Origin of the sequence: Micromonospora rifamycinica (assembly GCF_900090265.1) — a bacterium.
GTDB lineage: Bacteria > Actinomycetota > Actinomycetes > Mycobacteriales > Micromonosporaceae > Micromonospora > Micromonospora rifamycinica.
Window position 1 is genome coordinate 5,665,213 of sequence record NZ_LT607752.1, and the last position, 19,820, is coordinate 5,685,032.

A 19,820-nucleotide genomic window follows, 5' to 3' on the forward strand; every position below is an offset into this window, starting at 1 on the left:
ACCCCCGCCCCGCCCTCGCCCCCACCCCCACCCCGCCCTCGCCCCACCCCCGCCCGTCGATCATGGAGTTGTGGTGCCCGCAGAACGGGTCAAAGCGGTCTGATCCGTCCACCACAACTCCATGATCGACAGGAGCCGGGGGTGGGGGTGGGGGCGAGGGCGAGGGCGAGGGCGGGGTGGGGTGGGTGGGGGATTAGGGGGTGGGGGTGTGGCGGGCGATGTTGCGGGCCATGCCGCCGAAGATGACGGCGTGGAAGGGGGCCACCGAGAGCCAGTAGAGGTGGCCGGGGAGGCCGCGTGGCAGGAAGACGGCGCGTTGGACGTAGCGGCTGCGGCCGTCGCCGAGAGGTTCGGCGCGCAGCTCCAGCCAGGCCCGGCCGGGCAGGCGCATCTCGGCGCGCAGCCGGAGCAGCGTGCCGGGGACGATCTCCTCGACCCGCCAGAAGTCCAGCGCCTCGCCCACCTGGAGCCGGTGCGGGTCGCGGCGGCCCCGGCGTAGCCCCACCCCGCCGACCAGCCGGTCCAGCCAACCGCGCACCGACCAGGCGAGCGGGAACGAGTACCAGCCGTGCTCACCACCGACGCCCTCGATGGTCCGCCAGAGCGCGGCCGGTGGCGCGTCGACCTCCTGCTCGCGCAGGTCGGTGTAGACCGTTCCGCCGGACCACTCCGGGTCCGTCGGCAGCGGCTCGGCCGGCGCGTCCGGACCGCTCGCGTTCGACCAGCGGGTCTCCACCTGGGCGTCGCGCACCCGGCTCAGGGCCAGCGCCACGGCGTCGTCGAAGCCGGTCAGTCCGCCCGGCGGGTCGGGCAGCCAGCGGGCGATGTCGTGCTCGTGGGTCACCGCCTCGTGGATCAGGCTCTCCACCAGGGGGCGGGCGATGGCGTTCGGCACCGGGGTGATCAACCCCACCCAGTGCGAGGAGAGCGCCGGGGTCAGCGGGCGCACCGGCACGATGATCCGGCGACGCAGCCCGGCGACCCGGGCGTACCGCTGCATCATCTCCCGGAAGGTCAGCACGTCCGGGCCGCCGATGTCGAAGGCCCGGTCCACCTCGGGCGGCAGGGTGGCACAGCCGACCAGGTAGCGCAGCACGTCCCGGACGGCGATCGGCTGGATCCGGTTGCGCACCCAGCGGGGGGTGACCATGGCCGGCAGGCGTTCGGTGAGGTAGCGCAGCATCTCGAACGAGGCCGACCCGGACCCGATGATCACGGCGGCCCGCAGCACCACGGTGGGCACCTCACCGGCCAGCAGGATCCGCGCCACCTCGGCCCGGGACCGCAGGTGCGGCGAGGCCACCCCGCCGTCCGCCGTCGGCTCCGGTCCACCCAGGTAGACGATCCGGCGTACGCCGGCCGCCGCGGCGGCCTCGGCGAAGTGGGCGGCGGCCTCCCGGTCGGCCGCCTCGAAGTCGGCCCGGCCGAGCGAGTGCACCAGGTAGTACGCGACGTCGACGCCCGCGAAGGCGGCCGGCAGCGTCTCCGGTCGGCGCAGGTCGCCCTCGACCACCTCGGCCTCGGCGGCCCAGGGCACGTCGCGGAGCCGCCCGGCCTTGCGGGCCAGGCAGCGCACCTGGTGCCCCTCGGCGAGCAGTCGGGGCGCGAGTCGTCCACCGATGTAACCGGTGGCGCCGGTGACGAGGCATCTCACGGTCACCAGTGTGCGGCTCCGTAGACTTCTTCGCTGTGGAGAACGCGAAGCGCATCTCGTGGGGGCCGTGCCCGGCGTGGCCCGGCACCGGTCCGGAGCACGTCGACCGGGCCGGCGGCTGCCGGGCGTACCGGCGTGGCTGAGCCCGGGGTGCGCGCAGCCGTGGCGGCCGACGACCGGGGCTGGCGGCTGCGCCACCTGCCGGTGCTGCTGGTCGCCTCGGCGGTGCTGGGCGCGGTGGCGGCGCTGGTCGGCGCGGTGACCGGCGGTGGTACGGCGGCGGCCGGCGCGGCGGCCGGGGTGGCGGTGACGGTGCTCAGCTACACCCTGAGCACCGTGGTGCTGGCCCGGGCCGACGCGATCAACCCGCAGCTGGTGCTTCCGCTCGGGCTGGGCCTGTACGCCGTGAAGTTCACCGTCCTGGGCGTGGTGATGGTGGCGGTGGCGTCGGCCGGGTGGGACGGGCTGGTGCCGCTCTGTGTCGGCATCGTGGCCGGGGTGGTGGTCTGGACCGGAGTGCACATCTGGTGGCTGACCAGGGTGTTTTCCCATCGACCCGGGAGCTGACCGTCCCAATTGGTGGACATCCGCGCGACTGTGGGCGTGCGGTCATTCTCTCACTGGCCGAAGGGGAGTACCGTGCCCCCAGACGAAGGAGCCCGCCCGACGCCCACACAACGACGGTTGTGCGGGGGGTGAGGCACAGCCTCGTCTCTCCGGCTGATATCGTTCGCCCCGTCATGGCTGATGACCGAACCCCCCAACCCACCGGCGGTCCGGGCGACGTTCCGACCGGCGCCGGTCAGGGCTGGACCGCGCTCTCGTACCTCATCGGGGGCATGCTCGTCTGGGGTTTCATCGGCTGGCTGGTCGACCAGTGGCTCGACTCCGGCGGCATCGCCACCGGGATCGGTGTCGTGCTCGGCATGGCCGGGGGGATCATCCTGGTCGTCCGCCGGCTCGGCACGCCTACATAGGAAGGGACGCGGTGTTCGGACAGGCGAACGTCCTGGCAGCGGGCCAGGCGGCATTCCCACCCAGCGTGGAGGACTTCTACCTGCCCAGCATCCTGCCCTGGGGTGCACACGACTCGTACTGGTTCACCAAGATCACGGCGATGGTGTGGGTCGCCGCCGGCATCCTGATCATCTTCTTCCTGGCGACCTACCGGAAGCCGCAGCTGGTCCCGACCAAGAAGCAGTGGCTCGCCGAGTCGATCTACGGCTTCGTGCGGAACAACATCGCGGTCGACATGCTCGGGCACCGGGGGGTGCGGTTCGCGCCGTACTTCACCACGCTGTTCTGCTTCGTGCTGCTGACCAACTTCTTCGCGATCGTGCCGCTGTTCCAGATCTCGCCGAACTCGCACATCGCCTTCCCGGCGATCCTCGCGGTGATCAGCTACGTGCTGTTCAACTACATCGGCATCCGGCAGCACGGCTTCGTGAAGTACTTCAAGAACTCTCTGGTTCCGCCGGCGCCCTGGTTCATCCTGCCGCTGCTGATCCCGATCGAGCTCTTCTCGACCTTCATCGTCCGGCCGTTCTCGCTGGCCGTACGTCTGTTCGCCAACATGTTCGCCGGGCACATGCTGCTGCTGGTCTTCACCCTCGGCGGCTTCGCGATGCTCAGCGCCAACGCCTGGCTGGCACCGGTCTCGGTGCTGTCCTGGGTGATGACCATCGCGCTCACCTTCCTCGAATTCCTGGTCATCTGCCTGCAGGCCTACGTCTTCACCGTCCTCACCGCAAGCTACGTGCAGGGCGCGCTCGCCGACGAGCACTGATCCACCGGGCGGGGGTTCGCCAGCGAACACCGGTCCACGGGCGGGGGCTCGCGAGCGAGCACTGGTCCACCGCAACAACCCGTTGTCGTCCCGCGTGAGAGTCACGCGAGATACCCAGGAGGAACCACACCCATGGACGCTAGCGTTCTCGCCGAGGTCACCGGCAGCACCGCCGCCATCGGCTACGGCCTCGCCGCCATCGGCCCGGGCATCGGCGTCGGCCTGGTCTTCGCCGCCTACATCCAGTCGACCGCCCGCCAGCCGGAGTCGTCCCGGATGACCCTGCCGTACGTCTGGATCGGCTTCGCCGTCATCGAGGCGCTCGCGCTGCTGGGCATCGCCTTCGGCTTCATCTGGGCCGGCTGACCCAGTCCCGCAGACCAGGAGGTCATCCATGTACTTCCTCGCCGCTGAGGGTGGTGAGTCGACGCACAACCCGATCCTTCCGATCTGGCAGGAGATCGTGGTCGGCAGCGTCGCCTTCGCCGTGCTCTGCTTCGTACTGATGAAGTTCGTCTTCCCGCGCATGGAGCAGACGTTCCAGGCCCGGGTGGACGCGATCGAGGGCGGCATCAAACGTGCCGAGGCCGCCCAGGCCGAGGCCAACCAGCTCCTCGAGCAGTACCGCGCGCAGCTCGCCGAGGCGCGTACCGACGCCGCCAAGATCCGGGACGACGCCCGGGCCGACGCGGAGGGCATCCGGCAGGACATCCTCGGCAAGGCGCGGGAAGAGTCCGACCGGATCATCGCGGCCGGCAAGGAGCAGCTCGCCGCGGAGCGGGCCACCATCGTGCGCGAGCTGCGTACCGAGGTGGGCACGATCGCGGTCGACCTGGCCAGCAAGATCGTCGGTGAGTCGCTGGCCGACGAGGCCCGCCGCAAGGGCACCGTCGACCGGTTCCTGAGCAACCTCGAGAGCACGGGGGCCCGCTGATGCAGGCCGCCAGCCGGGAGTCGTACGCCGCCGCGGCCGAGCGCCTCGACGCGTACGTCCGCGGTGCGGAGCCGTCGGCGGTGGCCACCACCGCCGACGACATCCTCGCCGTCGCCGCCCTGCTGCGGGGCGAGCCGCGGCTACGCCGGGCGCTGTCCGACCCGGCCCGCAGCGGTGCCGACCGTTCGGCGCTGCTCGACGGCATCCTGGCCGGCAAGATCGGCGCGGACGCGCTCGGCCTGCTGTCCGGCCTGGTGTCCGGCCGTTGGTCGACGCCGTCGGAGCTGCTCGACGGCACCGAGCGACTCGGGGTGGAGGCGTTGCTGGCCAGCGCCGACTCCGCCGGTGACCTCGGTGAGGTCGAGGACGAGTTGTTCCGCTTCGGTCAGGTGGTCTCCGGTCAGTCCGCGCTCTCCGCGGCGCTGGCCGACCCGGTCGCCCCGGCCGGGCAGCGGGCCGCGCTGGCCCGCGAACTGCTCGCCGGCAAGGCCCGTCCGGTCACCGTCCGCCTCGTCGAGGTGGCCCTCGGCGGGTTCGGGGGACGCTCCTTCACCGGGGCGCTCACCCGGCTGGTCGAGCTGGCCGCCGACCGGCGGGACCGCCAGGTCGCGTACGTGACCGTGGCCGCCCCGTTGAGTGAGGCCGACGAGCAGCGGCTCGGTGCCCGGCTTTCCGCGATGTACGGTCGAGAGGTTTCCGTCAAGCAGACGGTCGACCCGGAGGTGCTCGGTGGGGTGAGCGTGCGGGTCGGTTCCGACCTGTACGACGGCACCGTCCTGCGCCGCCTCAACGAGACCCGCAACGCGCTCGTGAAGCGCTGACCAGCGGCCTCGCCGCCCCTTTGATCGACGCCATTCGGACCGGTCGGTACTAGGTATCCCGGGCCCCTGATACTTAAGGAAGCAGAGGATGGCCGAGCTGACCATCTCGACGGAGGAGATCCGCGGCGCCCTGGAGCGCTACGTCTCCTCCTACTCGACCGACGTCTCCCGCGAGGAGGTCGGCACCGTCGCCGACACCGGTGACGGCATCGCCCACGTCGAGGGCCTGCCCTCGACCATGACCAACGAACTCCTGGAGTTCGAGGACGGCACGCTCGGCGTGGCGTTGAACCTCGACGTCCGGGAGATCGGTGTCGTCGTTCTCGGTGACTCCGCCAAGCTGGAGGAGGGGCAGCGCGTCAAGCGCACCGGCCGGGTGCTCTCCGTACCGGTCGGCGACGCCTTCCTCGGCCGCGTGGTCAACGCGCTCGGCCAGCCGATCGACGGCCTCGGCGACATCGCCGACGAGGGCTACCGCGAGCTGGAGCTCCAGGCCCCCAACGTGATGTCCCGGCAGTCCGTCGACGAGCCGCTGCAGACCGGTATCAAGGCGATCGACGCGATGACCCCGATCGGTCGGGGCCAGCGGCAGCTGATCATCGGCGACCGGAAGACCGGCAAGACCACCGTCGCGCTGGACACCATCCTCAACCAGCGGGACAACTGGCGCTCCGGCGACCCGAAGAAGCAGGTCCGCTGCATCTACGTCGCCATCGGCCAGAAGGCCTCCACGATCGCCTCGATCAAGGGCATCCTGGAGGACGCGGGCGCGCTGGAGTACACCACCATCGTGGCCTCCCCGGCGTCCGACCCGGCCGGCTTCAAGTACCTCGCCCCCTACACCGGCTCGTCCATCGGGCAGCACTGGATGTACGGCGGCAAGCACGTCCTGATCGTCTTCGACGACCTGAGCAAGCAGGCCGAGGCGTACCGGGCCGTGTCGCTGCTGCTGCGTCGCCCGCCGGGCCGTGAGGCGTACCCGGGTGACGTCTTCTACCTGCACTCCCGCCTGCTGGAGCGCTGCGCGAAGCTCTCCGACGAGCTGGGCGGCGGCTCGATGACCGGCCTGCCGATCATCGAGACGAAGGCCAACGACATCTCGGCCTTCATCCCGACCAACGTCATCTCCATCACCGACGGCCAGATCTTCCTGGAGTCCGACCTGTTCAACCAGGGCGTCCGGCCGGCCATCAACGTCGGTACCTCGGTCTCCCGGGTCGGCGGCGCCGCCCAGATGAAGCCGATGAAGAAGGTCTCCGGCTCGCTGCGGCTCAACCTGGCCCAGTTCCGTGAGCTGGAGGCGTTCGCCGCCTTCGCCTCCGACCTGGACAAGGCCTCACAGGCCCAGCTGAACCGGGGTTCCCGGCTGGTCGAGCTGCTCAAGCAGCCGAACTACTCGCCGTACCCGGTGCAGGAGCAGGTCGTCTCGGTCTGGGCCGGCGTCGAGGGCAAGCTGGACGACGTCCCGGTCGGCGAGATCCGGCGCTTCGAGTCGGAGTTCCTCCAGTACCTGCGGCACAAGCACGAGGGTGTGCTGGCCTCGATCGCGGACGGCAAGTGGGGCGACGACCTCTCGTCCTCGCTCGACTCGGCCATCACCGAGTTCAAGCAGGTCTTCCTCGGCAAGGCCGACGAGCACCGGGTCAACGACGCGCCGGCGAAGCCGCTGGAGGGCGAGTCGGACCGGGAGACGGTCACCCGCTACTCCGGCGGCGACGCCGAGAAGCAGTAGGGCTGACTCATGGCGGCCCAGGTACGCGTTCTTCGCCAGCGGATCCGTTCGGCGAAGGGGATGAAGAAGATCACCAAGGCGATGGAGCTCGTCGCGACGAGCCGCATCGCCAAGGCCCAGGCCCGGGTGACGGCGTCCCTGCCGTACGCCCAGGCGATCACCGGCGTGCTCACCGCGCTGGCCTCGAACGCCCGGATCGACCACCCGCTGCTCACCCCGCGCGAGCGGGTGCGGCGGGCGGGCGTCCTGCTGGTCACCTCGGACCGGGGCCTGGCCGGTGGGTACAGCTCCAACGCGATCAGGACCGCCGAGTCGCTGATCGCCCGGCTCACCGCCGACGGCAAGGAGCCGGTGCTCTACGTCATCGGGCGCAAGGGCCTGACGTTCTACCGGTTCCGCAACCGGAAGATCGCGGCGAACTGGACCGGCTTCTCGGAGCAGCCCACCTTCGCCGACGCCCGCGAGGTCGGCGAGACGCTGATCGCGGCGTTCACCGCCGGGGCGGACGACACCGACGGTGACGCCGGGCCGGACGGCGTGCTCGGCATCGACGAGCTGCACATCGTCTACACCGAGTTCCACAGCCTGATGACCCAGAACCCGGTCACGAAGATCATCGGTCCGATGCAGGTCGAGGACCGGCCGCGCTCCGAGGGGCTGCTGCCGGCGTACGAGTTCGAGCCGGAGGCGGAGTCGCTGCTCGACGCGCTGTTGCCGAAGTACATCAACACGCGGATCTACGCGGCGTTGCTGGAGTCGGCGGCGAGCGAGTCGGCGGCCCGGCGGCGGGCGATGAAGAGCGCCACCGACAACGCCGAAGAGATGATCGAGAAGTACACGCGTGAGATGAACTCGGCCCGCCAGGCCGGGATCACCCAGGAGATCAGTGAGATCGTCGGCGGCGCGAACGCGCTGGCCGCGTCGGGAAGTGAAGTGTGATGACTGTATCCGCAGTTGCCGGGGGACCGGCAGAGACCAGGACGGCCACCGGTCGTGTGGTCCGGGTCATCGGCCCGGTCGTCGACGCCGAGTTCCCGCGCGACGCCATGCCGACCCTGTTCAACGCCCTGCACGTCGAGGTCAACCTGTCCGGCGGTGAGAAGACGCTGACCCTGGAGGTCGCCCAGCACCTGGGTGACAACCTGGTCCGGGCCATCTCCATGCAGCCGACCGACGGTCTGGTCCGGGGCGCCGAGGTGGTCGACACCGGCTCCCCGATCACCGTCCCGGTGGGCGACGCGGTCAAGGGCCACGTCTTCAACGCCATCGGCGAGTGCCTCAACCTCACCGAGGGCGAGACGCTCGACGCGGACGACCGGTGGGGCATCCACCGCAAGGCCCCCGCCTTCGCGGACCTGGAGCCGAAGACCGAGATGCTGGAGACCGGCATCAAGGTCATCGACCTGCTCGCCCCGTACGTCAAGGGCGGCAAGATCGGCCTGTTCGGCGGCGCGGGCGTGGGCAAGACGGTGCTCATCCAGGAGATGATCACCCGGGTGGCCCGGAACTTCGGTGGTACCTCGGTCTTCGCCGGTGTGGGTGAGCGCACCCGTGAGGGCAACGACCTCATCGCCGAGATGACCGAGTCCGGCGTCATCGACAAGACCGCGCTGGTCTACGGCCAGATGGACGAGCCGCCGGGCACCCGGCTGCGGGTGGCGCTCTCCGCGCTGACCATGGCCGAGTACTTCCGGGACGTCAAGAAGCAGGAGGTGCTGCTCTTCATCGACAACATCTTCCGCTTCACCCAGGCCGGCTCCGAGGTCTCCACCCTGCTCGGCCGGATGCCGAGCGCGGTGGGCTACCAGCCGACCCTGGCCGACGAGATGGGCGAGCTCCAGGAGCGGATCACCTCCGTCCGGGGCCAGGCCATCACCTCGCTCCAGGCGATCTACGTGCCCGCCGACGACTACACCGACCCGGCGCCGGCCACCACCTTCGCCCACCTGGACGCGACCACCAACCTGGAGCGGTCGATCTCCGACAAGGGCATCTACCCGGCCGTGGACCCGCTGGCGTCCTCGTCCCGGATCCTCGCCCCGGAGTTCGTCGGCGAGGAGCACTTCACGGTGGCCACCGAGGTCAAGCGCATCCTCCAGCGCTACAAGGACCTCCAGGACATCATCGCCATCCTCGGTATCGAGGAGCTCTCGGAGGAGGACAAGCTCACCGTCGGCCGGGCCCGTCGGATCGAGCGCTTCCTCTCCCAGAACACCTACGCCGCCGAGCAGTTCACCGGTGTGCCGGGCTCGACGGTCGCGATCGCCGAGACCATCGAGGCGTTCAAGAAGATCAGCGAGGGTGAGTACGACCACTTCCCCGAGCAGGCCTTCTTCATGTGCGGTGGTCTGGAGGACCTGGAGCGCAAGGCGAAGGAGCTGATGTCGGAGGGCTGAGTCCCCCGACGGTCTCCACGAAGGCCACCCCGGTGCATCCGGGGTGGCCTTCGGCGTCGTCGTGGCTGGTGGGGGCCGGTGTCCGGTTACCGGGCACGCGGCTCCCAGGCGGGCGAGGTACCGTTTCGAGCGCGACACCGGAAAACAGGTGTCGATCGGAGGCAACTTTTCGGCGGTGTACGCCCGTCTTCTGTTCGTGGGCGTGACGAATCTTCGTGACTCGTGACGAGTCCTCGTGGCGCGACGAATGGAGCTGCTCGTGGGTAAGACCGGCAAGGACGGCCGTAGGTCGTCCATCTGGTCGGGGGTGCCGCGCTGGGCCCGCGTCTGCACCGTCTTCGGGGTCGTGCTGATGCTGCTCAGCGGTGCGGTCCTGGTCGGCTACGAGACGCTGCTGTCGCGCTACGAGGGCTCGGTGGGCAAGGCCGACCTCTTCGGCGACAAGGCGGCCGGGGCGCAGGAGCGCAAGAGCAACGTCAAGGGTCCGCTGAACATCCTGCTGGTGGGGATCGACCCGCGGGACGCGAAGACCCCGCCGCTGGCCGACTCGATCATGGTGTTGCACGTGCCGGCGTCGCTGGACCGGGCGTACATCTTCTCCGTTCCGCGTGACCTCTACGTCGACATCCCCAAGTTCGACAAGGCCGGCTACCGGGGCGGCTCCGGCAAGATCAACGGCGCGATGTCGCACGGCAGCATCGTCGAGGGCAAGAACCCCAGCGCAGCGCAGGGCTTCGAGCTGCTCGCCAAGACCGTGCAGAAGGCGACCGGGATCGACCGGTTCGACGCCGGCGCGATCATCAACTTCACCGGCTTCCAGAAGATCGTCGACGCGATGGGCGGCGTCGACATGTACATCGAGCGGGAGGTCAAGTCCGAGCACCGCGAGCCGAACGGCAAGCACCGCAAGGGCAACCCGTACGGCGAGGGCTACATCGGGCCACAGGCGGTCTACAAGAAGGGCAACCAGCACCTCAGCGGCTGGCAGGCGCTGGACTACGTGCGGCAGCGCTACCCCAAGAACGGCGTCCCGGACGCCGACTACGGCCGGCAGCGCCACCAGCAGCAGTTCATCAAGGCGATGGTCAGCCAGGCGTTCAGCGCCGACGTGGTGACCAACCCGATCAAGCTGGACCGGGTGATCCGGGCCGCCGGCCAGTCGCTGACCTTCAACGGCCGGGGCAGCAGCGTGGTCGACTTCGCCATCGCGCTCAAGGGCATCCGCTCGGAGAACGTCGAGCTGATCAAGCTGCCGGGGGAGGGGATCGGCACCGGCAACGGCTACCGGGGGGAGCGGCTGCTGCCCGCCGCCGACGACTTCTTCACCGCCCTCGGCAAGGAGCAGTTGGACGCCTTCCTGCTGGAACACCCGGAGTTCCGTAACAAGGCCAAGTGATTCCCGCCCGGCGCGGACGCCACCCCCCGGTGAAGCGACACGCCGGGGGTGGCGTATGTCTCGGTACCCGCGTTGGGGTGGTCACCACGGTCCGACTAGACTTTCGACAATCCGTCGCCGCAGCAAGGAGACAGCGTGGCACAGCAGCTTCACGTCGACCTCGTAGCCGTCGAGGAGAAGGTCTGGTCCGGCGAGGCCGAGATGGTCGTCGCCCGCACGACCGAGGGTGAGCTGGGTGTGCTGCCGGGGCACGCGCCCCTGCTCGGCCAGCTCGCCGAGCCCAGCCAGGTCCGGATCAAGCAGGCCGGCGGCCAGCAGGTCGCCTACGACATCACCGGCGGGTTCCTGTCGGTCGGCGCCGAGAGCGTGACAGTGCTCGCCGAGAGCGCCACCCCGGCCACTCCGGCCCGCTGAGCCCACCCGCCGATGGAGATCGTCGAAGGGATCGGAATCGGCATCGCGGTGATCCTGGTCGCGGTCCTGATCCTCTTCGTCCGGCGGGCACTGGTCACCCGTAGCGGTGGCATCATCCGGCTGAGCGTCCGGGTGACCACCGTCCTCGACGGTCGGGGCTGGTCACCGGGCTTCGCGCGGTTCGTCGGCGACCAGCTCCGCTGGTACCGGATGTTCAGCTTCGCCCTGCGGCCCAAGCGGGTGCTCTCCCGCAAGGAACTGGTGGTGGAGCGTCGGCGGCTCCCCGAAGGGCAGGAACGGCTCTCCATGCCGTCCGACTGGGTGATCCTCCGCTGTACCAGTCAACACGCACCGGTCGAGATCGCCATGGCGCGATCCACGGTGACCGGCTTCTCGTCCTGGCTCGAGGCCGCCCCACCCGGGGCGGCCTCGCCGCGTATGGCCTCCCAGGACTGGCCCGCCGCCTGATCCACCCCGCGCGCCGCGCGGCCTTCCCCGGCACGACTCCCGTGCGGCCTTCCCGCGCGCCGTGCGGCCTTCCTCAGCACTCCCGTGCGCCGCGGCGTGGACCTCCCGCCCGCCGAGCGGAACAACTTCCCTACGCCGTGCCGGCTGCGGCGTCGCTCCCGTCGCCGGCCGGATCCGGGCCGGCCCACCGCGCCGCCGCCCCCGGCGGGGCTTGGCGGCGGCCGGGCCGGGTATCCGCACGCCGGTGCGGGGCAGCCCGGCCGGGCTCAGCGCTTGCCGCCCGGCACCCATAGCACATCGCCGCCCGGGTTGGCCGTTCTTGACAGGATGAACAGCAGGTCGGAGAGGCGGTTGAGATACTTTGCCGGCAGGGAGCTGGTGCGATCCGGATCGTAGGCGAGCAGTGCCCAGGCCGTCCGTTCGGCCCGCCGGGCGATCGTCCGTGCCACGTGCAGCAGCGCCGCGCCAGCGGTGCCGCCGGGGAGGATGAAGGAGTCGAGCTTGCCCAGACGCCCGTTGAACTCGTCGCACCAGCCTTCGAGGCGTTCCACGTACTCCTCCGTGACCCGCAGCGGCGGATACGCCGGTTCCGGCTCGACGGGGGTGGCCAGGTCGGCGCCCACGTCGAACAGGTCGTTCTGGATCGACTCCAGCACGGTCCGCAGCTCGTCGTCGAGCTGTCCCAGGGCGAGCGCCACGCCGAGCGCGGCGTTGCACTCGTCGACGTCGGCGTACGCGGCGATCCGGGGATCGGTCTTCGGCACCTGCTCGTTGTTGCTCAGCCTGGTCATGCCGGCGTCGCCGGCCTTGGTGTAGATGCGCGTGAGGTGGACAGCCATGACGCACAGCCTACGGATAGCGGACCTGACGCTCCCGGCCCGGACGGTCCCGGCCGGTCGGCCGGTGGGGACGGGCCCGGGTGACGCCGGTGACCCGGCGGTCGACGACGTCGACGTCATCCGGGTCGGTGGGAACGCCCGGCTGGCCGGCACGGTGCACGTCGTCGGGGCGAAGAACTCGGCGTTGAAACTGATGGCGGCGGCGTTGCTGGCACCGGGGCGGACGGTGATCACGAACGTGCCGCGGATCACCGACATCGCCATCATGGGCGAAGTGCTGCGCCGGCTCGGCTGCGCGGTGCGCTTCGAGGCGGACGACCCGGTGGACCCGATGGTCGGGTACGGCGGTCAGGCCCGGTCCCGCTCGGTCGTCATCGACGTGCCCGAGCAGCCCGGCGCGGACGCCGACTACGACCTGGTCCGCCGGCTGCGGGCGTCGATCTGCGTGCTCGGCCCGCTGCTGGCCCGCCGGGGGTACGTGCGGGTGGCCCACCCGGGCGGCGACGCGATCGGCTCCCGGGGGCTGGACATGCACGTCGCCGGGCTGGCCCGGATGGGCGCGGACGTCTCCGGTGAGCACGGCTTCGTCATCGCCGCCGCTCCGGACGGTCTGCGGGGCGCCGACATCGTGCTGGACTTCCCGAGTGTGGGCGCGACCGAGAACCTGGTCATGGCGGCGGTGCTGGCCCAGGGCGTGACGACGATCGACAACGCGGCCCGGGAGCCGGAGATCGTCGACCTGTGCACCATGCTCAACCGGATGGGCGCCCGGATCTCCGGCGGCGGCAGCTCCACCCTGCGCATCGTCGGGGTGCCCGCGCTGCGGCCGGTGCGGCACGCCACGGTGGGGGACCGGATCGTGGCCGGCACCTGGGCGTTCGCCGCGGCGATGACCCGGGGGGACGTGACGGTCACCGGGATCGATCCGGCCTACCTGGAGGTCGCGCTGGACAAGCTGGTGTCGGCCGGCGCGCTGGTGGAGACCCGGAGCGACGCCTTCCGGATCCGCGCCGACGCCCGGCCCGCCGCCGTCGACGTGGTGACCCTGCCGTACCCGGGGTTCGCCACCGACCTGCTGCCGATGGCGATCGGCCTGGCGGCGGTCAGCGACGGGGCCTCGCTGATCACCGAGAACATCTTCGACGGCCGGTTCATGTTCGCCAACGAGATGATGCGTCTCGGCGCGGACATCAAGACCGACGGCCACCACGCCGTGGTCCGGGGCCGGGACCAACTCTCCGGCGCACCGGTGCGGGCCACCGACATCCGGGCCGGTGCCGGGCTGATCATCGCGGGGCTCTGCGCCGACGGGGTCACCGAGGTCTCCCACGTGCACCACGTGGACCGGGGCTACCCGGATTTCGTGGCCGATCTGCGGGCGCTCGGCGTGGAGGTGGAGCGCGGCACCGTCCCGGAAGCGCCCGAGGTGACCATCTGATCCGCCCGCCGTCTCCCGTCCCCGGCCCGACCGTCAGGGGCTTAGCGTTCGTTCAGGCTCGCCGACTAGGGTGCTGGCAGACACTCAATCGCAGCGAGGGAGAAGCAGATGGCGGGTCGACTCGCGGTCGTCGGGGCCGGGCTGATGGGTTCCGGTATCGCCCAGGTGGCGGCGCAGGCGGGCTGGCAGGTGACCCTGCGGGACGTCGACGACGCGGCGACCGCCCGGGGCCTGGCCGGCATCCGGACGTCGCTGGCGAGGTTCGCCGAGAAGGGGAAGATCGACCCGTCCGACGTCGAGGCGACGCTCGGCCGGATCACCCCGACCACCGAGCTGGAAGCGGCGGCCGACGCGGACGTGGTGGTCGAGGCGGTCTTCGAGAAGATCGAGATCAAGCATGAGGTGTTCCGCGCGCTGGACAAGATCTGCCGCCCCGACGCGGTGCTGGCGACCAACACGTCGGCCATCCCGGTGACCCAGATCGCCGCGGTGACCGAGCGGCCGGAGGCGGTCGTCGGCACGCACTTCTTTTCCCCGGTGCCGATGATGAAGCTCTGCGAGCTGGTCCGTGGCTACAAGACGAGCGACGCGACCATCGCCACCGCGAAGGCGTTCGCGGAGGAGATCGGCAAGACGGTCGTGGTGGTCAACCGGGACCTCGCCGGCTTCGTCACCACCCGGCTGATCTGCGCGCTGGCCATGGAGGCGGTGCGGCTGGTCGAGTCCGGGGTGATGTCGGCCGAGGACCTGGACACCGCCTGTCGGCTCGGCTTCGGTCACGCGATGGGTCCGCTGGCCACTGTCGATCTGACCGGCGTGGACGTGCTGCTGAACGCGACGAGGAACATCTACACCGACACCGCCGACGAGAAGTTCTTCCCCCCGGAGCTGCTCCAGCGGATGGCCACCGCCGGGGACCTGGGCCGCAAGACCGGCCAGGGCTTCTACTCCTACTGAGCCTGCCCTGGCGGGCCGGTGCGCCGTGTCGCCGATGTTGCGGTATCCCCACCAGCGGATACCGCAACATCGGCACACCTGGGCCGGCCCCGGCCGGGCCGGCGTGCCCCTGGGCCGGCCCCGGCCCGGACAGCGTGACCCGGGCCGGCGGCCCGGCGTGTTGCGGGGCGGCGGGGTCAGCCGTCGCGCTTGGTGGTCCAGCGGAAGGTGGTCAGGCAGAGGACCAGGCCGATCACGCACCACAGGGCGAGGACCAGGGCGACCCGGCCCAGCTCGAAGGAGCCGCCGGGCTCCTGGGCGCCGAAGCTCTCCGGCAGGAACACCGCGCGCAGGCCCTGGCACATCCACTTGAGCGGGAAGAGCGCCGCCACCTGCTGCATCCAGCTGGGCAGGTCGGTGAAGACGAAGAACACCCCGGAGATGAACTGGAGCACCAGGGAGACCGGGGTGACCACGGCGGACCCGCTGCGGGCGGTGCGGGCCAGCGACGAGATGGCGATCCCGCACAGGGTGCAGGCGGTCACCCCGAGCACGGCCACCCAGCCGAAGGTGAACCACTTCCCGGCGGTGGCCGGCAGGTCGAGGTCGAACAGCGCCACGGCGACCGCCAGCAGCAGGGCGGTCTCGGCGATGCCGATGGCCACCACCATGATCACTTTGCCGGCGAACCAGACCCACTTCGGCATCGGGGTGCCCCGGTAGCGCTTGAGCACGCCCCGGTCCCGCTCGATCGGGATCCAGATGCCCAGGTTCTGGAAGCTCACCGTCATCAGGCCGGTGGCGATCATGCCGGTGATGAAGTACTGGGTGAACTTCACCCCGCCGCCGATCGTCCCGTCGAAGATCGACGCGAAGATCAGGATCATGATGATCGGGAAGCCCATCGTGAAGACGACGGACTCCCGGCTGCGCAGGAACTGGGTGATCTCCAGCCGGCCCTGGCGCAGGGCGAGCGCCCCCGGCCCGATCCGTCGGCTGCCGGTGGCGGCGACCGGGTCGCCCGGCCTCGTGGTGGTCGTCATCAGTGTCCGATCATGCTGAGGTAGACGTCTTCCAGGGTCGGTCGGGTCACCGTCAGGCCGGGCACCTCGCCACCGAAGCGCGCGGCCAGCTCCGCCACCAGCGCCGTCGGCGTCGCGCTCTGCGCCGACTCCGGCGTCCCGTCCGGGGTACGCCAGGAGACCGTCGCCAGGGCATCCTGCCGGTTGCCGAGCCGGTCGGGTGGGGCCACCTCGATCACCCGGCCGGCGGCGATCACCCCCACCCGGTCGGCGAGCGACTCGGCCTCGTCCAGGTAGTGGGTGGTGAGCACGATGGTGGTGCCGGCGGCGGCGAGGTCCCGGATCAGCTCCCAGAACTCGCGTCGGGCCTCCGGGTCGAAGCCGGTGGTGGGCTCGTCGAGGAAGAGCAGCTCGGGGCGGCCGATGATGCCCAGCGCCACGTCGAGCCGGCGCTTCTGCCCGCCGGAGAGAGTGTGTGTGCGGGCGTTGGCCTTGGCCCCCAGCCCGACCCGCTCGACGACGCTCGTCGGGTCGTCCGCGCCCGGGTAGAAGCCGGAGAAGTGCCGCACCACCTCGGCCACTGTCAGCTCGTCGAACTCCCCGGTGCCCTGAAGCACGATGCCGACCCGGGAACGCCAGTCGGCCGTCCGGTGCCGGGCGGTGCCGGGGGAGCGGGCCGGCGAGCCCCGCCGTCGTGGGCCGAGGGCGAGCCCGGGGTCGATACCGAGCACGCTCACCTCGCCGGCGTCGCGCTGGCGGTAGCCCTCCAGGATCTCCACCGTGGTGGTCTTGCCCGCGCCGTTCGGGCCGAGCAGGGCGAACACCTCGCCCCGGCGGACGTCGAGGTCCACCCCCGCCACCGCGACGTTGTCGCCGTACGCCTTGCGCAGTCCCCGTACGGAGATCGCGAGCTCGTCATCCATGACGTCCAGTGTGCGACCAGGCCGGCCGGCGCGGCGGCCGGGGGTGCGCCGGTGCGGCCGGCACGGGTCGGGACGCTCCGGTCGCCCCGGCCCGGGCCGGGTGCGCCGGGTCGGTCACCGGCGGGCGGCCGGGGTGCCGTACCGCCCGTCGTGGTGGGGCGGGCCGGGGCGGGGTCGGGAGCGGCCGGTCAGCGGCTCTGGTAGGTCATGCAGTCGGCCAGGTCGTTGTCGGGGCCGACGGTGATCGCCGGGGCGCGGCACTCCAGCTCGGCGTTGTGCCGGCAGTCAGCGCGGCTGCACGCGCCGACCTGGGCGATCAGCCGGTCGAGGCCACCGCGCACGGGCAGCTCGACGAAGGTGTGGCAGTGGGCGTGGTCGGTGCTGCCGATGGTGATGGCGAACGCGTGACAGTCGTTGGTGTGGTTGTAGGCGCAGGACGAGGCCGCGCACTCCTGGACCCGGGGCATTTCCATCGCTGCGGTCATGACACTCTCCCTGTAGACGGATTCGCCCCAATAGTTAGGTATGTGATGGGTGGCCGCGCGGGTTTCCGCCACCGGTCACCCCGTCGTGTGCCGCCCGCCAGGGGGACGCGGCGGGCATCCCGGGTCGCGCGGAATGTCCGGTTCATCCGACGGGATGCCGGGTGCGCGAGGTGTCCGGACCGGGCCGGGCGGGTCGTGCGTCGGTGGGCCGGTCCGGGCGGTCCGGGTGCCGTGTCCCGTGACCGGCGGCACGCCGACGGCGGAATCCCGGCCGACCCCCGGTCGTTACACCCTCTGTACGACCGCAGCAGGATCCCCGCCCGGCCAGCCCGGGACGCGGGCAGTGCCCCGGAATGACCCGGCGCCCCCGGTCGTTACACCTGGCTCCGGCGCAGGCAGGACCCGCCGGAGAGCGCAGAGACCCCCTCATGAGCGCCTCGTCGTGGTGCTTACGCCCCCACCGCCGGCCACGGCCGGTGGCCCGGTCCCCCGACCGGCCGGGTGGCGTCGACCCCCTCGAAGGAGCATCCCCCATGAAGACCACCATGCTGCGTAAGAGCGTCCTCGGTATCGCCGGTCTGGCGGTCGCCGGTGGCCTGGCCGCCGGCCCGCTGAACCACGGCACCGTCGAGTCGGGCACCACCGACCGCCCGGTGGCCGTGGTGCAGGCCGACAAGCCGGCGATGGACAAGCTGATCCCGCACGGTGTGCAGGGCGAGCAGTCCCGCATCGACCTCGACGACGAGCAGACCGCCAACGTCAAGGCCATCATCGCCGCCACCAAGAAGACCGGCATGGACGAACGCGCCGCCGTCGTGTCCATCGCCACCGCCCTACAGGAGTCGAAGCTGGAGAACCTCGGCCACCTCGGCGACCGCAACGACCACGACTCCCAGGGCCTGTTCCAACAGCGCCCCTCCTCCGGCTGGGGCACCGTCGAGCAGATCACCGACCCCGAGTACGCCACCACCGCGTTCCTCAAGGGCCTCAAGCAGGTCGACGGCTGGCAGGACATGCCCCTGACCAAGGCCGCCCAGACCGTCCAGGTCTCCGCCTACCCCGACCACTACGCCCAGTGGGAACAGCAGGCCGCCGACCTCGTCACCCAGCACTGGAACAGCTGACCGCGCACGACCACCCGCACGACACGACGGCCGGCACCCCCACCCGGGGTGCCGGCCGTCGGCGGCTGCGGGTCAGACCCGGTAGCCGGCGGCGCGGGCCGCCTCGCGTTCCCGGCGGCGGCCCCGCCGCCGACGCAGGAACCAGACCACGAACGCCGCCATGCCCAGCAGGAACGCCAGCACCAGCACCGGCAGGATGATCGCCACCAGGGACATCAGCACACTGGTCGCGTCCTCGGCGGTGCTGGCCACCGGTGCGCCGAAGCCCGCCGTGGTCGCGTTGACCACCGGCCGGGCCGCCGCCTTGAACAGGTGCACCCCGAGCGCGATGGCCACCCCGGCGACCACCGGTGCCCACTGGTGGGAGGTGAAGAACCCGCCCGGGTCGCTCACCGTCACCGTCTCCGAGCCCGAGCCGGCACCGAAGGCGAGGCCGCCGGCGGTGGGGCGGACCACCGTCTGCACGACGTCGTTGACGTGGTCGACCACGGGCACCTTGTCGGCGACCACCTCGACCGCGAGCAGCGCCGCCAGGATCGCCAGCACCCACCCGTTGCCCAGCCACTGCCAGCCGCTGGGCAGGTCGATCAGACTGGTGTAGCGGGCGAGCAGACCCATGGTGAGCAGGGGAATGTAGGCGTTGAGGCCCGCCGAGGCGGCGAGACCGGTACCGGTGAGGACTTCGAGCACCATCTCAGCATCGCACCGGCACGCCAGTGCCGCGCGACGGTGACCGGCCGGTCCTCGGCTACCCTCGTCGGGTGCGTCTGGTGATTGCGAAGTGCTCGGTGGACTATGTCGGACGGCTCTCGGCACACCTGCCGCTGGCCACCCGCCTGCTCATGGTGAAGGCGGACGGGTCGGTGTCGATCCACGCCGACGACCGGGCGTACAAGCCGTTGAACTGGATGAGCCCGCCCTGTCGGCTGGAGGAGGCACCCGGCGTCTGGCGGGTGGTCAACAAGGCCGGCGAGGAGCTGCGGATCAACCTGGAGGAGATCCTCCAGGACACCTCGTACGAGCTGGGGGTGGACCCGGGGCTGCGCAAGGACGGCGTCGAGGCGCACCTGCAGGAGCTGCTGGCCGCCAACCCGGAGACCCTCGGCGAGGGCTTCACCCTGGTCCGGCGCGAGTACATGACCGCGATCGGCCCGGTCGACCTGCTCTGCCGGGACGCCAACTCCGGTGCGGTCGCCGTCGAGGTCAAGCGGCGCGGTGAGATCGACGGGGTGGAGCAGCTCACCCGCTACCTCGAACTGATGAACCGGGATCCGCTGCTCGCCCCGGTGACCGGTGTCTTCGCCGCTCAGGAGATCAAGCCGCAGGCCCGGGTCCTCGCCACCGACCGGGGCATCCGCTGTGTGGTCGTCGACTACGACCGGCTGCGCGGCATCGTCCGCGACGAGCTGACCCTCTTCTGACCGGCCCGGCCGGCACCCGCCCCTGATCGAT

General features: G+C 71.0%; 22 protein-coding genes. 16 read left to right on the forward strand and 6 right to left on the reverse strand.

Annotated features, from left to right (window positions below):
- Window positions 1-193: 193 nt before the first annotated feature.
- The gene (locus tag GA0070623_RS23890) at window positions 194-1,654 is read right to left on the reverse strand and encodes an SDR family oxidoreductase (protein WP_067312883.1); all 1,461 of its coding nucleotides are present in this window, start codon (window positions 1,652-1,654) and stop codon (window positions 194-196) included.
- 135 nt (window positions 1,655-1,789) lie between these two features.
- Here GA0070623_RS23890 and GA0070623_RS23895 point away from each other — a divergent pair, with 135 nt between their 5' ends.
- The 12 genes from GA0070623_RS23895 (at window position 1,790) to GA0070623_RS23950 (ending at window position 11,601) form a co-directional block, all read left to right on the forward strand.
- Window positions 1,790-2,221, forward strand: coding sequence for a hypothetical protein (locus GA0070623_RS23895; protein ID WP_067312842.1), 432 nt, complete (start codon window positions 1,790-1,792; stop codon window positions 2,219-2,221).
- Window positions 2,222-2,394: 173 nt separating this feature from the next.
- Window positions 2,395-2,631 carry an AtpZ/AtpI family protein gene (locus tag GA0070623_RS23900; protein WP_067312844.1) on the forward strand — a complete coding sequence of 79 codons (237 nt, stop codon included), beginning with the start codon at window positions 2,395-2,397 and terminating at the stop codon, window positions 2,629-2,631.
- A gap of 11 nt (window positions 2,632-2,642) precedes the next feature.
- Window positions 2,643-3,440, forward strand: a complete 798-nt coding sequence (gene atpB, locus GA0070623_RS23905) for a F0F1 ATP synthase subunit A (RefSeq protein WP_067312847.1) — start codon at window positions 2,643-2,645, stop codon at window positions 3,438-3,440.
- 132 nt (window positions 3,441-3,572) lie between these two features.
- Window positions 3,573-3,806 (forward strand): ATP synthase subunit c family protein, encoded by a 234-nt coding sequence (locus GA0070623_RS23910; RefSeq protein WP_067312849.1) that lies wholly within the window; start codon window positions 3,573-3,575, stop codon window positions 3,804-3,806.
- A gap of 28 nt (window positions 3,807-3,834) precedes the next feature.
- A complete protein-coding gene (locus GA0070623_RS23915; RefSeq protein WP_067312851.1) occupies window positions 3,835-4,374 on the forward strand; it encodes a F0F1 ATP synthase subunit B in 540 nt (179 codons plus the stop codon).
- Window positions 4,374-5,195: a F0F1 ATP synthase subunit delta gene (locus GA0070623_RS23920; protein WP_067312854.1), complete on the forward strand. Its 822-nt coding sequence runs from the start codon at window positions 4,374-4,376 to the stop codon at window positions 5,193-5,195. Before GA0070623_RS23915 ends, GA0070623_RS23920 begins: the two co-directional genes overlap by 1 nt.
- 88 nt (window positions 5,196-5,283) lie before the next feature.
- On the forward strand, window positions 5,284-6,927 hold the full coding sequence (atpA, locus tag GA0070623_RS23925) for a F0F1 ATP synthase subunit alpha (RefSeq protein WP_067312856.1): 1,644 nt from the start codon (window positions 5,284-5,286) through the stop codon (window positions 6,925-6,927).
- Window positions 6,928-6,936: 9 nt separating this feature from the next.
- Window positions 6,937-7,866 (forward strand): F0F1 ATP synthase subunit gamma, encoded by a 930-nt coding sequence (locus tag GA0070623_RS23930; RefSeq protein ID WP_067312858.1) that lies wholly within the window; start codon window positions 6,937-6,939, stop codon window positions 7,864-7,866.
- Window positions 7,866-9,323 (forward strand): F0F1 ATP synthase subunit beta, encoded by a 1,458-nt coding sequence (atpD, locus tag GA0070623_RS23935; RefSeq protein ID WP_067312860.1) that lies wholly within the window; start codon window positions 7,866-7,868, stop codon window positions 9,321-9,323. Before GA0070623_RS23930 ends, atpD begins: the two co-directional genes overlap by 1 nt.
- A 253-nt stretch (window positions 9,324-9,576) precedes the next feature.
- Complete coding sequence (locus GA0070623_RS23940; RefSeq protein WP_067312885.1) at window positions 9,577-10,719, forward strand: LCP family protein; 1,143 nt, start codon at window positions 9,577-9,579, stop codon at window positions 10,717-10,719.
- 135 nt (window positions 10,720-10,854) lie between these two features.
- On the forward strand, window positions 10,855-11,133 hold the full coding sequence (locus GA0070623_RS23945; RefSeq protein WP_067312863.1) for a F0F1 ATP synthase subunit epsilon: 279 nt from the start codon (window positions 10,855-10,857) through the stop codon (window positions 11,131-11,133).
- 12 nt (window positions 11,134-11,145) lie between these two features.
- Window positions 11,146-11,601, forward strand: a complete 456-nt coding sequence (locus tag GA0070623_RS23950) for a DUF2550 domain-containing protein (RefSeq protein WP_067312866.1) — start codon at window positions 11,146-11,148, stop codon at window positions 11,599-11,601.
- Window positions 11,602-11,867: 266 nt separating this feature from the next.
- Here GA0070623_RS23950 and GA0070623_RS23955 read toward each other — a convergent pair whose 3' ends face one another.
- Complete coding sequence (locus tag GA0070623_RS23955) at window positions 11,868-12,440, reverse strand: cob(I)yrinic acid a,c-diamide adenosyltransferase (RefSeq protein ID WP_067312868.1); 573 nt, start codon at window positions 12,438-12,440, stop codon at window positions 11,868-11,870.
- On the opposite strand from GA0070623_RS23955, the gene murA reads away from it, so the two are divergent.
- Window positions 12,439-13,878 carry a UDP-N-acetylglucosamine 1-carboxyvinyltransferase gene (murA, locus tag GA0070623_RS23960; RefSeq protein ID WP_067312870.1) on the forward strand — a complete coding sequence of 480 codons (1,440 nt, stop codon included), beginning with the start codon at window positions 12,439-12,441 and terminating at the stop codon, window positions 13,876-13,878. The genes GA0070623_RS23955 and murA overlap by 2 nt on opposite strands.
- Before the next feature lie 108 nt (window positions 13,879-13,986).
- On the forward strand, window positions 13,987-14,835 hold the full coding sequence (locus GA0070623_RS23965; RefSeq protein ID WP_067312873.1) for a 3-hydroxyacyl-CoA dehydrogenase family protein: 849 nt from the start codon (window positions 13,987-13,989) through the stop codon (window positions 14,833-14,835).
- 176 nt (window positions 14,836-15,011) lie between these two features.
- Here the strand turns inward: GA0070623_RS23965 and GA0070623_RS23970 are convergent, their stop codons facing one another.
- The 3 genes from GA0070623_RS23970 to GA0070623_RS23980 form a co-directional block, all read right to left on the reverse strand.
- Window positions 15,012-15,857 carry an ABC transporter permease gene (locus tag GA0070623_RS23970; protein ID WP_067312875.1) on the reverse strand — a complete coding sequence of 282 codons (846 nt, stop codon included), beginning with the start codon at window positions 15,855-15,857 and terminating at the stop codon, window positions 15,012-15,014.
- Entirely contained in the window at window positions 15,857-16,759 is a 903-nt protein-coding gene (locus GA0070623_RS23975; RefSeq protein WP_067312877.1) for an ABC transporter ATP-binding protein, read from the reverse strand. The genes GA0070623_RS23970 and GA0070623_RS23975 overlap by 1 nt, the downstream gene beginning before the upstream one ends.
- A 188-nt stretch (window positions 16,760-16,947) precedes the next feature.
- Window positions 16,948-17,244: a DUF1540 domain-containing protein gene (locus tag GA0070623_RS23980; RefSeq protein WP_067312880.1), complete on the reverse strand. Its 297-nt coding sequence runs from the start codon at window positions 17,242-17,244 to the stop codon at window positions 16,948-16,950.
- Between the two features lie 533 nt (window positions 17,245-17,777).
- On the opposite strand from GA0070623_RS23980, the gene GA0070623_RS23985 reads away from it, so the two are divergent.
- Window positions 17,778-18,368, forward strand: coding sequence for a hypothetical protein (locus tag GA0070623_RS23985; protein WP_089004171.1), 591 nt, complete (start codon window positions 17,778-17,780; stop codon window positions 18,366-18,368).
- 72 nt (window positions 18,369-18,440) lie between these two features.
- Here GA0070623_RS23985 and GA0070623_RS23990 read toward each other — a convergent pair whose 3' ends face one another.
- Window positions 18,441-19,058 (reverse strand): DUF4126 domain-containing protein, encoded by a 618-nt coding sequence (locus tag GA0070623_RS23990; protein WP_067315883.1) that lies wholly within the window; start codon window positions 19,056-19,058, stop codon window positions 18,441-18,443.
- Between the two features lie 71 nt (window positions 19,059-19,129).
- On the opposite strand from GA0070623_RS23990, the gene nucS reads away from it, so the two are divergent.
- Window positions 19,130-19,789, forward strand: a complete 660-nt coding sequence (nucS, locus tag GA0070623_RS23995; protein ID WP_067315881.1) for an endonuclease NucS — start codon at window positions 19,130-19,132, stop codon at window positions 19,787-19,789.
- The last annotated feature ends 31 nt before the right edge of the window (window positions 19,790-19,820 follow it).

Bases quoted from the DNA above. Each gene is read 5' to 3' on its own strand.
- atpD (WP_067312860.1), top strand. From the start codon at position 7,866: ATGACTGTATCCGCAGTTGCCGGGGGACCGGCAGAGACCAGGACGGCC.
- GA0070623_RS23955 (WP_067312868.1), bottom strand. From the start codon at position 12,440: ATGGCTGTCCACCTCACGCGCATCTACACCAAGGCCGGCGACGCCGGC.
- atpA (WP_067312856.1), top strand. From the start codon at position 5,284: ATGGCCGAGCTGACCATCTCGACGGAGGAGATCCGCGGCGCCCTGGAG.
- GA0070623_RS23900 (WP_067312844.1), top strand. From the start codon at position 2,395: ATGGCTGATGACCGAACCCCCCAACCCACCGGCGGTCCGGGCGACGTT.
- murA (WP_067312870.1), top strand. From the start codon at position 12,439: ATGACGCACAGCCTACGGATAGCGGACCTGACGCTCCCGGCCCGGACG.
- GA0070623_RS23910 (WP_067312849.1), top strand. From the start codon at position 3,573: ATGGACGCTAGCGTTCTCGCCGAGGTCACCGGCAGCACCGCCGCCATC.
- GA0070623_RS23965 (WP_067312873.1), top strand. From the start codon at position 13,987: ATGGCGGGTCGACTCGCGGTCGTCGGGGCCGGGCTGATGGGTTCCGGT.
- GA0070623_RS23915 (WP_067312851.1), top strand. From the start codon at position 3,835: ATGTACTTCCTCGCCGCTGAGGGTGGTGAGTCGACGCACAACCCGATC.
- GA0070623_RS23930 (WP_067312858.1), top strand. From the start codon at position 6,937: ATGGCGGCCCAGGTACGCGTTCTTCGCCAGCGGATCCGTTCGGCGAAG.
- GA0070623_RS23920 (WP_067312854.1), top strand. From the start codon at position 4,374: ATGCAGGCCGCCAGCCGGGAGTCGTACGCCGCCGCGGCCGAGCGCCTC.
- GA0070623_RS23975 (WP_067312877.1), bottom strand. From the start codon at position 16,759: ATGGATGACGAGCTCGCGATCTCCGTACGGGGACTGCGCAAGGCGTAC.
- GA0070623_RS23980 (WP_067312880.1), bottom strand. From the start codon at position 17,244: ATGACCGCAGCGATGGAAATGCCCCGGGTCCAGGAGTGCGCGGCCTCG.
- GA0070623_RS23950 (WP_067312866.1), top strand. From the start codon at position 11,146: ATGGAGATCGTCGAAGGGATCGGAATCGGCATCGCGGTGATCCTGGTC.
- GA0070623_RS23970 (WP_067312875.1), bottom strand. From the start codon at position 15,857: ATGACGACCACCACGAGGCCGGGCGACCCGGTCGCCGCCACCGGCAGC.
- GA0070623_RS23985 (WP_089004171.1), top strand. From the start codon at position 17,778: ATGAAGACCACCATGCTGCGTAAGAGCGTCCTCGGTATCGCCGGTCTG.